The 14,445-nt window shown below is 53.5% G+C and carries 14 protein-coding genes; all 14 read left to right on the forward strand.

Annotated features, from left to right (window positions below; all coding sequences use genetic code 11):
- Positions 1-247 precede the first annotated feature (247 nt).
- The 14 genes from NFR55_RS07780 to nagA all read left to right on the forward strand — a co-directional run bounded on the left by NFR55_RS07780 (position 248) and on the right by nagA (position 14,445).
- A complete protein-coding gene (locus tag NFR55_RS07780; RefSeq protein WP_251547996.1) occupies positions 248-1,069 on the forward strand; it encodes an ABC transporter permease in 822 nt (273 codons plus the stop codon).
- On the forward strand, positions 1,066-1,875 hold the full coding sequence (locus NFR55_RS07785; protein WP_251547998.1) for an ABC transporter permease: 810 nt from the start codon (positions 1,066-1,068) through the stop codon (positions 1,873-1,875). The genes NFR55_RS07780 and NFR55_RS07785 overlap by 4 nt, the downstream gene beginning before the upstream one ends.
- A 15-nt stretch (positions 1,876-1,890) precedes the next feature.
- Positions 1,891-3,111, forward strand: coding sequence for an extracellular solute-binding protein (locus NFR55_RS07790; RefSeq protein WP_251548000.1), 1,221 nt, complete (start codon positions 1,891-1,893; stop codon positions 3,109-3,111).
- Positions 3,112-3,135: 24 nt separating this feature from the next.
- Positions 3,136-4,944: a tRNA uridine-5-carboxymethylaminomethyl(34) synthesis enzyme MnmG gene (mnmG, locus tag NFR55_RS07795; protein ID WP_251548002.1), complete on the forward strand. Its 1,809-nt coding sequence runs from the start codon at positions 3,136-3,138 to the stop codon at positions 4,942-4,944.
- Between the two features lie 131 nt (positions 4,945-5,075).
- A complete protein-coding gene (locus NFR55_RS07800; protein ID WP_251548004.1) occupies positions 5,076-6,791 on the forward strand; it encodes a Na/Pi cotransporter family protein in 1,716 nt (571 codons plus the stop codon).
- Entirely contained in the window at positions 6,788-7,723 is a 936-nt protein-coding gene (gene rbsK / locus NFR55_RS07805; RefSeq protein WP_251548006.1) for a ribokinase, read from the forward strand. Before NFR55_RS07800 ends, rbsK begins: the two co-directional genes overlap by 4 nt.
- On the forward strand, positions 7,720-8,394 hold the full coding sequence (locus NFR55_RS07810; RefSeq protein WP_251548008.1) for a PHP domain-containing protein: 675 nt from the start codon (positions 7,720-7,722) through the stop codon (positions 8,392-8,394). The genes rbsK and NFR55_RS07810 overlap by 4 nt, the downstream gene beginning before the upstream one ends.
- A gap of 40 nt (positions 8,395-8,434) precedes the next feature.
- Entirely contained in the window at positions 8,435-8,818 is a 384-nt protein-coding gene (locus tag NFR55_RS07815; RefSeq protein ID WP_251548010.1) for a Mini-ribonuclease 3, read from the forward strand.
- Positions 8,819-8,831: 13 nt separating this feature from the next.
- Positions 8,832-9,554: an FAD-dependent thymidylate synthase gene (thyX, locus tag NFR55_RS07820; protein ID WP_251548012.1), complete on the forward strand. Its 723-nt coding sequence runs from the start codon at positions 8,832-8,834 to the stop codon at positions 9,552-9,554.
- Between the two features lie 201 nt (positions 9,555-9,755).
- Complete coding sequence (gene rlmB / locus NFR55_RS07825) at positions 9,756-10,484, forward strand: 23S rRNA (guanosine(2251)-2'-O)-methyltransferase RlmB (protein WP_251548014.1); 729 nt, start codon at positions 9,756-9,758, stop codon at positions 10,482-10,484.
- A gap of 162 nt (positions 10,485-10,646) precedes the next feature.
- Positions 10,647-11,393, forward strand: a complete 747-nt coding sequence (tpiA, locus tag NFR55_RS07830) for a triose-phosphate isomerase (protein ID WP_251548016.1) — start codon at positions 10,647-10,649, stop codon at positions 11,391-11,393.
- A 189-nt stretch (positions 11,394-11,582) separates the two neighbouring features.
- On the forward strand, positions 11,583-13,097 hold the full coding sequence (gene gpmI, locus NFR55_RS07835) for a 2,3-bisphosphoglycerate-independent phosphoglycerate mutase (protein WP_251548018.1): 1,515 nt from the start codon (positions 11,583-11,585) through the stop codon (positions 13,095-13,097).
- 37 nt (positions 13,098-13,134) lie between these two features.
- Entirely contained in the window at positions 13,135-13,269 is a 135-nt protein-coding gene (locus NFR55_RS07840) for a zinc ribbon-containing protein (protein ID WP_251548020.1), read from the forward strand.
- Between the two features lie 30 nt (positions 13,270-13,299).
- The gene (nagA, locus tag NFR55_RS07845) at positions 13,300-14,445 is read left to right on the forward strand and encodes an N-acetylglucosamine-6-phosphate deacetylase (RefSeq protein ID WP_251548022.1); all 1,146 of its coding nucleotides are present in this window, start codon (positions 13,300-13,302) and stop codon (positions 14,443-14,445) included.

Consider the following 14,445-nt stretch of genomic DNA (forward strand, 5'->3'; position numbering starts at 1 on the left):
AAATCGAGCTCACCGACGACGAGCGCGACGGCGTGATAGGCGGCAACATAGGGCAAAGCCTTTATAAGGGCACGTACTATCAAGTGCAGGTTTACACAGACGATGACGACGATATTTACGTAGACACCGCCGACGAATGGGATATAGACGACCGCGTGGGCATAGTGATAAAACCCGAGGACTTGCGCGTTGAAAAGTGCGAGGGCGAAGAGGAAGAACAAGCCGAAACGGCGGCGGAGGAGGCGCAATGAAAAAGATACGCTTCTCGCCGGGGAAGGGGATATTCGCACTGCCGTATGCTATAATATGCGTTATATTCGTGGTGTTTCCGCTCCTACTCCTGCTTGTGTACGCCTTTCGAGGCGAAGACGGTTCGTTTACGTTTTCCAATTTTGCCGAGGTGCTCGCAAACCCCACCAATTACATGGCTCTCATAAAAACGGTGGGCACGTCTTTGCTCGCAACGGCGATATGCCTTGCGATAGCCTATCCCATAGCGTTTATACTCGCTTCCTCGCCCTTTAACAAATACGCCATACTCGCGCTCTTGTTCGTAGTGCCCATGTGGATGAACTTTATTTTGCGCATATTCGCGCTTCAATCTCTTTTGAGCATGATGGGCATAGAAAAAGGGTATCTTTCGGCGGTGATAGGTCTTGTGTACGACTTTTTGCCCTTTATGCTTTTGCCCATATACACCGCGCTCGTAAATCTCGACCACAGCTATATAGAGGCGGCGAACGACCTCGGGGCAAATCCCGTGCTCACGTTTTTGAAAACCACGTTGCCGCTCAGCGTGCCCGGAATTATGAGCGGAGTTATGATGGTGTTTATGCCCTGCTTTTCGGCTTACGCCATAACCGATATGATGGGCGACGCCAACACCTCGCTTATAGGCGGTAAAATCAACACGCTTATACTCAACAATCAGTGGGGCGTGGGTTCGGCTCTCGCGTTTGTGTTGCTGTTAATGGTAATAATAGTAATGGTGATAGGCAACCTCGTGGCGCGTTCGCGAGCCAACAAGGCGCAAAACAGTGCGCTCACGCGGGGAGGCAGGCAGATATGAACACTCGAAAGAAAATATTCACCGTTGCGGGCTGGGCGGTGCTCGTGCTCGCGCTCGTGCTTATTTACCTGCCCATACTGCTCGTTATAGCCTACTCGTTTGTAGACAGCAAATTCGTGGGAGCGTCGGGCGACGTGGGGTTTGCCTTATACGAGCGGCTCTTTAGTAACGACAAGCTCATGGAGGCGGCGGCGAACACCATAATAATAGGGCTTGTTTCCGCGCTTATCGCAACGGTGCTCGGCACGGTCAGCGCGGTGGGCATACACTATCTTAAGCGCGGCAAACAGGCGGTAAACATAGTGAGTCAGCTCACCGTGTATAACGCCGAGATAGTAACGGCGGTGGGTCTGTTCCTGCTTGTTATTTTCCTTAAGAACATAAATATTCCCGTAAGCCGCGGCATGGGTTGGCTCATACTGTGCCATACGGTTATGACGGTGCCCTACGTGATACTCACGGTAAGCCCGCGGCTGGGGCAGTTAAATCCCAACCTGTTCGAAGCGGGTATGGACCTCGGCGCAGGTTCGCTCCGCACGATGTTTACCGTGATATTCCCGCAACTCATAAAGGGCATGATATCGGGTTTCGCGCTCGCGTTTACTTTGAGTCTCGACGACTTTGTGGTAACCAACCTAAACCGCGGGAGCGTGAACACCATATCAACGTATGTGTTCAACAGTATTCGCAGGGGCATAGACCCCGCGGTTCGCGCGTTAAGCACGATAATATTCGTGGTTGTGCTCGCGGTGCTCGTAGCTGTGAACATAGCTGGCAAAAAGAAAAACAAATCCAAATACAAATAGGAGCGTAGTATAAAAATGAAAAGACTTTTAAGCGTATTGCTAACGGTGGCTCTCGCGGTGAGCGGCATGTGCGTGTTTACGGGCTGCACCGCTCGCGAAGAACAGCTCAAACTGTTCAGCCAAGGCGAGTATATGGACGAAAGCATTTTCGAGGAATTCGAAAGCTGGTACAAAGAACAAACGGGCGAAAAAGTTACCGTATCTATGGACGATTTCAATTCCAACGAGCAAATGTATATGCTCGTGGAGGCGGGCGAAGCGGACTACGACCTTATCTGCCCGTCGGACTACACGATAGAAAAGATGATTAAAAACAACTTGTGCCAAAAGGTGGACAAGAAAATTTTGGATATAGCTCAAGAGGGACTTTTCAAAGAGGAGTATTTGCAAGCTACTCGCACGTTCGACAAAAACCTCGAATACTCCGTGCCCTATATGTTCGGCACGTTCGGAATAATGTACAATCGCACAAAGATAAACAAAGACGTTACGAGTTGGGCGGAAATTTTCACCGAGAACAAAGACGAAACCATATATCTCAAAAAATCCATACGCGACACTTACCATGCCGCGAGCCTTTTCGCAAAGCGCGACGAAATAATTTCGGCGAGCGGAGAGAGTAAAAAACAAGCCGTGCAAAGCGCGTTCGACGACACGAGCGCGGAAAACATAAACGCGGTTAAAAACATAATAACCGAGTGGAAAAAGGGCAGTAAGAAACTGTGGGACGACGAAAACGGTAAATTCGAAATGGCGCAAAACCAAGGCGCGTTGGGGCTTTTTTGGTCTTGCGACGCGGGCTACGTTATGGGCGACTACGAAGACGAAAGCGGCGAGTCGTTGCCCGGCAACAAAAACCTGTGGTACGTTATACCCGAAGAGGGCGGCAACATTTACCTCGACAGCTTCGTAATCCCTACGTCGGCGAAGAACACCAAGGCGGCAAACTACTTTCTCAAGTTCCTTTGCGAAAAGGAAACAGCCAAACTCAACAGCGTGTATTGCGGCGCGGTTTCTCCCGTGGCGGCGGCTTACGACGAACTCGAAGCCGAATACGAGGAAATGAACTTAACGGACGAAGACAGCGTGTTTTTCGGCACGAGCGAGGAGTGGAAGCGCATGTATATAGACATGATGTTTCCGCCCGAGAGCGTTCTCGCCCGTTGCGGACAGATGCGCGACTACGGCGCGGACGAGTCGGCTGTGATAAAGGCAATGACCGATTTGCTCGGTTAACGTAAAGCGACGGAGCAAAACGAAATGGCGAACGGCGATAATACGGTATCGGCGAATTATACTACCGACGCGGTAGTTGTGGGCGCGGGACACGCAGGCATAGAAGCGGGGCTCGCGCTTGCGCGTTTGGGCGCGAGCGTGACCGTTTTGAGCATTACGCTCGACAACATAGGTTATCTTGCCTGCAATCCGAGCATAGGCGGGTCGGCAAAGGGGCATTTGGTGCGCGAGATAGACGCGCTCGGCGGAGAAATGGGAATTGCCGCCGACGCTTGCTGCGTGCAAATGCGCATGCTCAACCGCAGTAAAGGTCCTGCGGTGCACTCGCTCAGGGCGCAGGTGGATAAGTACGCGTATCACAAATACATGAAAAACGTGCTCGAAAACACGAGTGGGCTCACGCTCAGGCAGGGCGAGGTAAAGCGCATACTCGTTGAAAACGGCAAGGCGTGCGGCATAGAAACGCACTACGGACAGATAATACGCAGTAAGTGCGTGGTGCTCGCGTGCGGCGTGTACTTAAAGAGCGATATCATTGTGGGAAACGTGATTGAGCATAAAGGTCCGGTTTGTTTCACCCGCGCAAACTATTTGTCGGCGTCGCTCGAAAACGATTGCGGCATAAAGTTGCGCCGTTTCAAAACGGGAACGCCCGCGCGAATAAACGGCGACACCGTTGACTTTTCCGCGCTCGAGGTTCAGCCGGGTGAGGACACGCCGTACTCTTTTTCGCTCGCGAGCAAAAAGGTGAACAAAAAAGGGCGGGTTTGCTGGCTGGGGTACACCAACGAGCGCACTCACGAAATCATACGCGAAAATTTGCACTTAAGCCCCAAATACGGCGGACTCATTCACGGCACGGGCGCACGCTACTGCCCGAGCATAGAGGACAAAATAGTGCGCTTTGCGGACAAAGAGCGTCATCAGTTTTTCCTCGAGCCGGAGGGCGACGGCACGAAAGAACTTTACGTGCAGGGCATAAGCACGAGCCTGCCCGTATCGGTACAGCTTCCGCTATACCGCAGTATTCGCGGGTTCGAGCGCGTGGAAATAATGCGCGACGCCTACGCCATAGAATACGACTGCATAGACCCTTCGGAGCTTTATCCCACGCTTGCGCACAAGCGGGTGGAAGGACTATACTTTGCGGGTCAGATTAACGGCACGAGCGGATACGAGGAGGCGGCGGCGCAAGGACTCGTTGCGGGCATAAACGCCGCGCGTTATATAGCGGGCAAGTCGGGCGTGGTGTTTTCGCGCAAAGAGAGCTATATAGGCGTGATGTGCGACGACCTCGTTACCAAAGGCACCGAAGAGCCGTACCGCATGCTTTCGGCTCGGAGCGAGCACAGGCTTGTGCTCAGGCAAGACAACGCCGACCTTAGGCTCGGCGGCATAGGCGTGGAAACGGGACTGCTTTCGGGCAAGCGCAAAGCCGCCTATCTCAAACTCAAAAAGCAGGTTGCCGAAGCCGAAAAACTGCTTGCGGACAAAAAACTTTGCGACGCGGTAAAGCGCGGCGCGGAGTGGGAGAGCGTGAAGACCGCGCTCGCGGAGCACAAGCTCGGCGACTTGGCGGTGTTCGAAGCGGTAACCGCCGTGCGCTACGAAGGATATATCGAGCGTGAAAACCGCGCCGTGCGCGAAAAAATGCGGCTCGAAAACATGCCGCTTCCCGCCGATATAGACTATCTTCTCGTAGGCGGCTTGCGCACCGAGGCATGCGAACGGCTAAACTCGGTAAAACCTCTTTCGGTGGGTCAGGCTTCGCGCATATCGGGCGTGACCAGCGCGGACGTTTCGGTACTGATAATCAAATTCGGCAATAAGTAATTTTTCTTATAACTTAAAGATAGTTGTAAAAAGTCTTCTCGATTGCGAGAGGGCTTTTTTCTTATTAAATGTAAAAGTCTTGACAAAGTTCGACTCGTCGGGTAAAATTATAAAGGTGGATTTTCGGAGTTATGAATGAACTTATAATTTCAATATTTATGTTGCTTGCGGGCTTGGGCGTGCTTATGACGGGCATGAAGATGCTCAGCGAAGGACTCGAGCGCAGCGCGGGCACGAGCATGCGAAAGCTGTTCGGCAAAATCAGCAACAATCGCTTCGCAAGCATAGGCGTGGGCGCGGTTGCCACGGTTTTGGTTAACTCGTCGGCGGCAACCACCGTAATGGTGATAGGCTTCGTTAACGCTGGTCTTATGTCGCTGTTGCAGGCAACGGCTATAATAATGGGCGCGAATATCGGCACTACGCTTACGGGCGTAATCATAGCGTTATCCGGCTTTAGCCTCAGCACTTATATGGCGGTGCTCGCCTTTGCGGGCGTGGTGCTCTCCATGGCGTCTAAAAACGATAAAATAAAAAAGATAGGCTCGGCTATAACCGGACTCGGCTTGATGTTTGTGGGACTGTCTTTTATGAGCGACGCTTTCAAATCGCAAATCATTGCTTCCGCGCTCGAAAGCATTTTCTTAAAGGTGGATTTCCCGCTCGTGCTCATACTGATAGGAATAGTTTGCACGGCGTTGTTTCAGTCGTCGGCGGCAATGACCGCCATAGTCGTTACCATGTCGGGCGCGGGCATAATTCCGCTTTCGAGCGCGTTGTTCGTGATTTTGGGCACCAACATAGGCACTTGCGTTACGGCAATACTCGCGTCTTTCGGGGCGAGTACCAACGCCAAGCGCACCGCCATGATACACCTTTTGTTTAACGCAATCGGGACGGTGTTTTTCACCGTGCTTATATGGATTTTCCGCTCGCAGGCGGTTTGGATTTTGGAGCGGCTCTCCAATAATCCGCAGATGCGGGTCGCGCTGTTCCACGTTATATTCAACGTGTTCACAACCGCAATGCTCGTGCCGTTCATGAAACCGCTCACCCGCCTTGCAACCCTTTTGGTGCGGGAGAAAGAGGGCGACGACTCCGCGCTCAAAATGTATTACATAGACGACCGCATTTTGCAAACGCCCGTGATAGCCGTGGCGCAGGTAACCAAAGAGGTTGCGCACATGGGCGTTATGGCGCAAAAGAACCTCGACCGCGGATTTAACGCGATTGCGGAGCGCTCTCTTGCCGAGCGCGAGAAGATAATGCAACAGGAAGAAAAGATTGACTTTGTAAACAAAGGCGTGGCAAGATATCTCATTAAAACGTCGTCGCTCAATCTTTCGCGCAGCGACGAAAAAATAGTGGGTGCGCTTCACCACGTAATAAGCGATATAGAGCGCATAGGCGACCACGCCGAGAACTTTTTGGAAGAAGCCGAGGAGATGAACGAAAACGGAGTTACTTTCTCGGACGACGCGATGGACGAACTCAAGAACATGTACGCAAAAGTGAGATTTATGTTCGAGCGCAGTTTGCACGTGTTCGAAAACCGCGACGAAAACGGACTTGCCGAAATATCCGCGCTCGAGTCGGAGGTGGATATGCTCAAGCGCGTGCTCGGCAACAATCATATAATGCGGCTTAACAGCGGCAACTGCTCGGTGGAGTGCGGCACTCATTTTTACGCCATAATTTCCGCGCTCGAGCGCGTTGCCGACCACCTTACCAACATAGCGTTCAGCATAAAGAGCCCGTCGGGTTCGCAACTCGAAGCCATGGAAAAGATAGCTCGCGAGCATGCGAAAAAACGTCACGGCGCAAATAAAGCGGAGAATAATCCATGATTTACGTAGTAGGCAGTTTGAATACGGATATGTCGGCTTCGCTCGAGAGGTTTCCCGAGGCGGGCGAAACCGTCGCGGCGAAAAGCGTGCTTATAAGTCCGGGCGGCAAGGGCGCAAACCAAGCAACCGCCGTGGCAAAGCTGGGCGGCGAATGCGTGATGATAGGCAAAACTGGCAACGACGCGTTCGGCGCGGCAATGAAAGAGAACCTTAAAAGCGCGGGCGTGAACGCCGAGCACGTGACTGAGGCGAATTGCTCGAGCGGGCTTGCCATGATACTCGTGCACGATGGCAACAACCGCATAGTGCTCGACGGCGGCGCGAACTCGCGGCTGTCGGAGCAAGACGTAGACCGCGGACTGAGCGCGGCAAAGGCGGGCGACGTATTGATGCTTCAGCTCGAAGTGCCGCTTAACATAGTGGCGCACGCGCTCGAAACGGGCAAACGCAAGGGCATGATAACGATGTTAAATCCCGCGCCCGCGATTGAGCTTACAAGCGCCGTTTACGAGAACGCCGAAATCATAACGCCCAACGAAACCGAAACGGAAATTTTAACGGGCATAAAACCCGACTGCGAGGTGAATATCGCGCTCGCCGTAAAAAAATTCCGCTCGTTCGGCGCGAGAAACATAATAATCACTTTAGGCGAAGCGGGCAGTGCCGTGGCGGTGGGCAACGAGATAACTCTCCTGCCGGCTATAAAGGTGAAAGCGGTAGACACCACCGCGGCGGGCGACACCTTTGTGGGCGCAACCGCACTTAAAATGCACGGCGGAGAAGATATAGTTTCGGCCGCTCGGTTTGCGACGGCGGCGAGCGCGCTCAAGGTAACGCGCCGCGGCGCGGCGGCGGCAATTCCCGCCCTTAAAGAGGTGGAAGAGTTTATAAAGGCAAAAAAACGCGAGGAGCAAGGAGGGAGCGAAAAATGAAGATAGATACGCATACGCACACGAGCGGAGTTAGTTTTTGCAGCGAGGTTGCGCCCGAACAGTACGTTCAAAGATACCGCGACGAAGGTTACGGCGCGGTGCTGCTCACCAACCACTATTCGCGGCTGTATATGTTTCGTTACGGCGAAACCTGGGATAAGCAGATAAAAATATATCTCGACGAATACCGCAAAGCCAAGCGGGCGGGCGAAAGCATAGGGCTGCCCGTAATGCTCGGCGCGGAGGTTGCGATATCCACGCCCAAAAGCCCGTATATAGAGTTTTTGCTGTACGGCGCGGACGAGGAGTTTTTTCTCGCCAACCCGCGGCTGTACGATAAGTCGCAAGCCGAGCTTTACAGGATATGCAACGACAACGGAGTTTTGATGTTTCAGTCGCACCCTTTCCGCGACGAGCAGGGGCATTTCCCGCAAGACCCCGAGTTTTTGGACGGCACGGAAATAAACTGTCACCCCTACTTTTTGCGGCACGAGGACAAGGTGCGCGAGTTTGCGGACAAAAACAATCTCATGATTGTGTGCGGCAGTGACTTTCACTACGGATACCAAGCGGGCATTGCGGCAACCATAGTGCCCGACTGCGTGACCGACTCGAAAAAGTTCGCGGAGTACTTGCGAAAAAATCCGCGCCCCGAAATTTTCATTAAGTAAAAGGTTGCCGAATTGCGGCGGGCGTGTTATAATGTAAGCGATGATTTGCGAGAACGTAAACGCTTTTAATTCGGTAACGCTCGCGTACATAGGCGACGCAGTGTTTTCGCTGTACGTTCGCACTCGGATTGCTTTGAGCGCACAGTACCGCACCGCTGAACTCAATTCGCGGGTGAACAAATACGTTAAAGCCACGGCGCAGTCGGCTATGCTCGAAAAGATTTCCGCTTTACTTACGGAGGAGGAAGCGGACGTTGTGCGCAGAGGGCGCAACTGTCACACTCCGGCAAAAGCCAAAAACACCGGACTTATGGACTACAAACGCGCAACCGCGCTGGAGGCTCTTTTCGGTTGGCTGTACTTAAAGGGCGATACCGAGCGGCTCGAACGCCTCGAGGCTCTTTGCATGGAAGCAATACAATAACGCGGAGGACAAAATGCAGGTAAAAGGCAAAGCCAAACTGATAAGATACACCGCCGACCCCGAGCAGACAATCGCGCTCGCGGCGAAGCTGTGCTATTCGGGCGACGAAATAGACGAGCTCGTGGAAAAGATAGGAGAGAAAGACAACGCGAAATTTATAGAAATACTCACCAAGATGAACCACTTTTCGCCCTTCGAGCACGCGAGCTTTACTTTTGCCGTTGAGGGCGTTTCCCGCGCACTGCTCGCGCAGATAACCCGCCACCGCATAGCGAGCTTTTCGGTGCGCAGTCAGCGTTACGTGAACGAAGGCGAATTCGATTACGTGATACCGCCCGCAATAGAAGCTCTCGGCGAGGAGCAAAAGAAGAAATACGAGAGCCAAATGAAACAAATGCTATGCTGGTATCGCGAGTGGCAACAAATGCTGGGCGGCGCCGGCGAAAAGAGCAACGAAGACGCGCGGTTTGTACTCCCCAACGCTTGCGAAACAAAGATGATAGTTACCATGAACGCCCGCGAACTGATGCACTTTTTCTCGCTCAGGTGTTGCAATCGCGCTCAATGGGAAATACGCGATATTGCCTGGCAGATGCTCGAAGAGGTACTGAAAGTCGCGCCCGCGGTGTTCGGCTTATCGGGACCCGGCTGTTTGCGCGGCGCGTGCCCCGAAGGGAAAAAGAGCTGCGGCAAAGCGGCGGAAATCAAAGAGCGGCATGCAAAGCTGGTGAATTAGGGCATAATGTCATTGCGAGGAGGGCGTAGCCCGACGCGGCAATCTCAGCCGAGCGAAAGGCGCAGTGACTTTACATGTTCCATGCATGGGATTGCCGCGGGTGCAAGCACCCTCGCAATGACGGGTAAACTCAAAAATAAAAAAAGACACGAGGAGTAAAGCGCGGTAGAAACCGAATGTTTCTATCCGAGAATTAAAAAAATGAAAATCGAAGGACGCAACGCCGTGGGCGAGGCAATCAAGTCGGGCAAAACCATAGACAGATTGCTTGTGCAAAAGGGTCTTAAAGACTCCGCGGCAAACAAAATAATAGAAGACGCCAAGAGCCGAGGAATAAAGATATTTTTCCGCGAAAAGGAAGCTCTCGACCGCGAGAGCAGAGAGGGACGGCATCAGGGCTTTTTGGCGGAAATAACCGACTTTAACTACTGCGAGCTTTCGGATATTCTCGCAAAAGCCAAAGAAAAGGGCGAACCGCCGTTCGTGCTCCTGTTGGACGGAGTGGAAGACCCGCACAACCTCGGGAGCATACTGAGAGTGGCGGAGTGCGCGGGCGTGCACGGCGTGGTAATTCCCCGTCACCGCGCGGTGAGCGTAAACGAAACGGTAATTAAAGTATCGGCGGGCGCGGCGGCTCACGTGCTCGTTGCAAAGGTAACCAACATAAACGACGCCATAGACGAACTGAAACGGCAAAACGTGTGGGTTTATGCCGCCGATATGGACGGCAACGGCATTTACGAAACCAACCTAAAAGGCGCGACGGCGTTTGTGATAGGCGGCGAGGGGCAAGGCGTGAAGCGGCTCACAAAACAAAAGTGCGACGCGAGCGTATCCATTCCCATGTTCGGCAAGGTAAATTCTTTGAACGCCTCGGTTGCCGCGGGAATAGTTGCGTTCGAAAAATTGCGCCAAGACCGCGGAACGTAATCATACTTGTTCCATGCAGGGGATTGCCGCGCTCACTGCGTTCGCTCGCAATGACATGGCGGTCGTTGTCATTGCGAGCGTAGCGAAGCAATCCCAAGCATGAGGAAACGGCGGTAAACGTACAAATTCAAAAATAAAAAATTTTCAAGGAGATATAAAAAAATGAGAACCCCCATTATCGCAGGAAACTGGAAAATGAACAACACAATCGCGGCGGCGGAAAAGCTGATTAACGAGCTTAAGCCGCTTGTGAAAGACGCAAAAGCCGAGGTTGTGATTTGCGTGCCGTATACGGCGATACAAAAAGCCGCGGAGCTTACCAAAGGCAGCAACATAAAGGTAGGCGCGGAAAACGTGGCGTGGGCGGATAAGGGCGCGTTTACGGGCGAGATAAGCGCGGAAATGCTCAAAGAAGTAGGCGCGGAATACGTAATAATCGGTCACAGCGAACGCCGCCAGATGTTCGGCGAAACTGACGAAACGGTAAACATGCGCACGGCTCAAGCTCTCAAAAACGGACTCAAACCCATAGTTTGCGTGGGCGAAACTCTCGCCGAGCGCGAAGGAAACAAAACCGAAGAGGTGGTAAAACGCCAAACCGAGGGCGCGTTTAAGGGCTTTACCGCCGCCGACCTCGACAACGTGATAATAGCGTACGAACCCGTTTGGGCGATAGGCACCGGAAAGACCGCCACCGCCGAGCAGGCGAACGAAACCATAAAATACATACGCGGAGTGGTGGAAACCGCGTTCGGAAAATCGGCGGCGGACAAAATGCGCATACAGTACGGCGGAAGCATGAACCCCGCCAACGCAAGCTCGCTCATGGCTCAGCCCGATATAGACGGCGGACTTATAGGCGGCGCGAGTCTTAAAGCGGAAGATTTCGCCAAAGTAGTTAAGTATTAAGGCGGCGAAACGGGATACCGAGTCATTGCGAGGACGCGGGCTACAACGTCATTGCGAGGCACGCAGTGCCGAAGCAATCCCAATCATGAGAAAGGAAAAGACGCTATACGTGTTCAGTGCATGAGATTGCCACGTCGGGCAAAGCCCTCCTCGCAATGACAGGTAACCCGTATGAGAAAGGAGATAATTATGAAAACAGATGCAATAATAATAATGGACGGGTTCGGACTGCGTGCCGATAAGCGCGGCAACGCCATAGCCGAGGCGGGCACTCCCAATCTCGACGCCATAATGAAAAAGTATCCGCACACTCAAATCGAAGCGAGCGGCAAAGCCGTGGGACTTCCCGCAGGTCAGATGGGCAACAGCGAGGTGGGGCATCTCAACCTCGGCGCGGGCAGAGTTGTGTATCAGGATATTTCGCTCATAGACCACGCGATTGAAACGGGCGAATTTTTCAAAAACGAGGCGTTCGAAATCGCTATAAACAACGTAAAAAAGAATAACTCCGCTCTTCACTTGGTGGGGCTTACGTCGGACGGCGGCGTGCACAGCCACATAGAGCACCTTTACGCTCTCTTGAAACTTTGCAAACGCGAGGGGCTGGAGAAAGTGTATATTCACTGCGTTACCGACGGGCGCGACGTTCCGCCCGACAGCGCGCGAGAATACGTGCGCAAGGTGAGCGAAAAGGCGGCGGAGATAGGCGCGGGCAAAGTGGCAACGGTTGTGGGCAGATATTATTATATGGACAGAGACAACCGCTGGGAGCGCGTAAAGCGCGGCTACGACTGCGTGTTTGCCGCCGAGGGCAAGCGCTACACCACAGCCGACGCGGGCATTGCGGCGAGCTATGCCGCGGGCGTGCTCGACGAGTTCATAGAGCCGGTTATAGCGGGCGACTACAAGGGCGTGCAAGACGGCGACTCCATGATATTCTACAATTTCCGTTCCGACCGTGCTCGTGAAATTACGAGAGCGGCCATATATCCCGATTTCGATAATTTCGAGCGGGCGGGCGGCTATAAAAAAATAACGTATGTGGGCATGACTCAGTACGACGCCACGTTCACCGGTCTTTACACTGCGTTCGCGCCCAAAAAGATAGTGAACACTTTGGGCGAATATCTCGCAAAGATAGGCAAAACGCAGGCTCGCGTTGCGGAAACCGAAAAATACGCGCACGTTACGTTTTTCTTCAACGGCGGCGTGGAACAGCCCAACAAGGGAGAAGAGCGCATACTCGTGCCCTCGCCCAAAGTTGCCACGTACGACCTTAAGCCCGAGATGAGCGCACCCGAGGTTACCGAGAAAGCTCTCGGCGCGGTGGGCAACGTGGACGTACTCATAATGAACTTTGCAAACTGCGACATGGTGGGGCATACAGGCGTGTTCGGAGCGGCGGCAAAGGCGGTTAAAGCGGTAGACGACGGAGTGGGCAAAGTTGTGGAAAAGGTGCTTTCCACAGGCGGTACGGCTCTAATCGTAGCCGACCACGGCAACGCCGAACTCATGAGCTTCGACGACGGCGCGCCGTGCACGGCTCACACCACCAATCCCGTGCCGTTTATCGTGGCGGGCGAAAAGTACGTAAATTCCGAACTCAAAGAGGGCGGTGCGCTTTGCGACGTGGCTCCCACGCTTTTGCACGTAATGGGCGAAACCAAGCCCAAAGAGATGGAAGGCAAGAGCCTTATAAAATAAACGGAATAAATCGGCGTAAGTTGCGCATTCTAAAATTATGGTTTGCGATAAATGCGGAAAGGAGCTTACAGCCGATAGAGCGAGGCACTGCGGCGGTTGCGGCAAAGACTATTGCCCCGATTGCGCGGGCGGGATTTGCGATTGCGCCGACGAGCTGAGTTACTACAGTTGACATTTTCGGAATAAATGCTATAATGTATACATGAAAGCATTTGAAAACGCGCTTGTATACGTTTACGGCGAAGGATTGAAAAAAACGAGCATAGCGTTCGACCAACGCATACGCTCGTTCGGGAGCGCGGAGGGCGCGGAAAAAATACAACTTCCCCCTTGCGCGAGAGTAGTTCCCGGATTTATAGACAGACACGTGCACGGGGCGGGCGGTTGCGACGCAATGGACGCAAGCCGCGCCGCGCTCGGCACGATAGCCGACGAGCTTGCCCGAGAGGGCACCGTCGGCTTTTTGGCTACCACCATGACTCAGTCGGAGCAAAACATTACGCGGGCGTTGGGCGCGGTGAAAGATTACGTGCAAAGCGGAGCAAAGAGCGGGGCGCGGCTCATAGGCGTGCACCTCGAAGGTCCGTTTATTTCCGCGCCGTATAAAGGAGCGCAACCCGGCGAATACATAGTTAAGCCGAGCGCGGAACTCTTCGACTCGTTCAATAAAGCGAGCGGCAACAACATTAAAGCGGTTACGCTCGCGCCCGAAGAGGAGGGGGCGGACGAACTGATTGCGCACCTCAAAAAGATAGGCGCGGACGCGTCGATTGGTCACACCGCGGCAAAATACGCCGACGTGGAGCGGGCGGTAAAGCTGGGCGCGGGGAGCGTTACGCACACCTACAACGGCATGACGGGCATACATCACCGCGACGCGGGCGCGGCGGGCGGCGCACTCTTATTCGACGAACTGAACTGCGAGCTAATTTGCGACGGCATTCACGTATCCGTGCCCGCAATGAAACTTTTGTGCAAGTGCAAGCCCGCAAGTAAAATATCCTTAATTACCGACTCCATTCGCGCAAAGCGGGTTGCGGGCGGAGTGAGCGAACTCGGCGGGCAAACGGTGTACGTAAACGGAAACGAGGCGCGGCTCAAAGACGGCACTTTGGCGGGAAGCGTGCTCAAAATGAACGAGGCGGTAAAAAATCTTAACGAGCTCGTGGGCGTGCCGTTCGAACGCGCCGTTGATTGCGCGAGCATAAATCCCGCTCTTTCGCTCGGCATCGAGAAAGACTGCGGCAGTATAGAAATAGGCAAGCGGGCGGACTTTGCCGTGCTCGGCGACGGGTACGAGGTGCTTCTCACCGTTCGCGGCGGCGAAATCGTATACAAGAGGTCATAA

This window comes from Pumilibacter intestinalis (genome assembly GCF_943193005.1).
GTDB lineage: Bacteria > Bacillota > Clostridia > Christensenellales > Pumilibacteraceae > Pumilibacter > Pumilibacter intestinalis.

Bases quoted from the DNA above. Each gene is read 5' to 3' on its own strand.
- NFR55_RS07840 (WP_251548020.1), top strand. From the start codon at position 13,135: ATGGTTTGCGATAAATGCGGAAAGGAGCTTACAGCCGATAGAGCGAGG.
- rbsK (WP_251548006.1), top strand. From the start codon at position 6,788: ATGATTTACGTAGTAGGCAGTTTGAATACGGATATGTCGGCTTCGCTC.
- NFR55_RS07815 (WP_251548010.1), top strand. From the start codon at position 8,435: ATGATTTGCGAGAACGTAAACGCTTTTAATTCGGTAACGCTCGCGTAC.
- NFR55_RS07810 (WP_251548008.1), top strand. From the start codon at position 7,720: ATGAAGATAGATACGCATACGCACACGAGCGGAGTTAGTTTTTGCAGC.
- thyX (WP_251548012.1), top strand. From the start codon at position 8,832: ATGCAGGTAAAAGGCAAAGCCAAACTGATAAGATACACCGCCGACCCC.
- NFR55_RS07790 (WP_251548000.1), top strand. From the start codon at position 1,891: ATGAAAAGACTTTTAAGCGTATTGCTAACGGTGGCTCTCGCGGTGAGC.
- rlmB (WP_251548014.1), top strand. From the start codon at position 9,756: ATGAAAATCGAAGGACGCAACGCCGTGGGCGAGGCAATCAAGTCGGGC.
- mnmG (WP_251548002.1), top strand. From the start codon at position 3,136: ATGGCGAACGGCGATAATACGGTATCGGCGAATTATACTACCGACGCG.
- NFR55_RS07780 (WP_251547996.1), top strand. From the start codon at position 248: ATGAAAAAGATACGCTTCTCGCCGGGGAAGGGGATATTCGCACTGCCG.
- tpiA (WP_251548016.1), top strand. From the start codon at position 10,647: ATGAGAACCCCCATTATCGCAGGAAACTGGAAAATGAACAACACAATC.
- NFR55_RS07785 (WP_251547998.1), top strand. From the start codon at position 1,066: ATGAACACTCGAAAGAAAATATTCACCGTTGCGGGCTGGGCGGTGCTC.
- gpmI (WP_251548018.1), top strand. From the start codon at position 11,583: ATGAAAACAGATGCAATAATAATAATGGACGGGTTCGGACTGCGTGCC.
- nagA (WP_251548022.1), top strand. From the start codon at position 13,300: ATGAAAGCATTTGAAAACGCGCTTGTATACGTTTACGGCGAAGGATTG.
- NFR55_RS07800 (WP_251548004.1), top strand. From the start codon at position 5,076: ATGAATGAACTTATAATTTCAATATTTATGTTGCTTGCGGGCTTGGGC.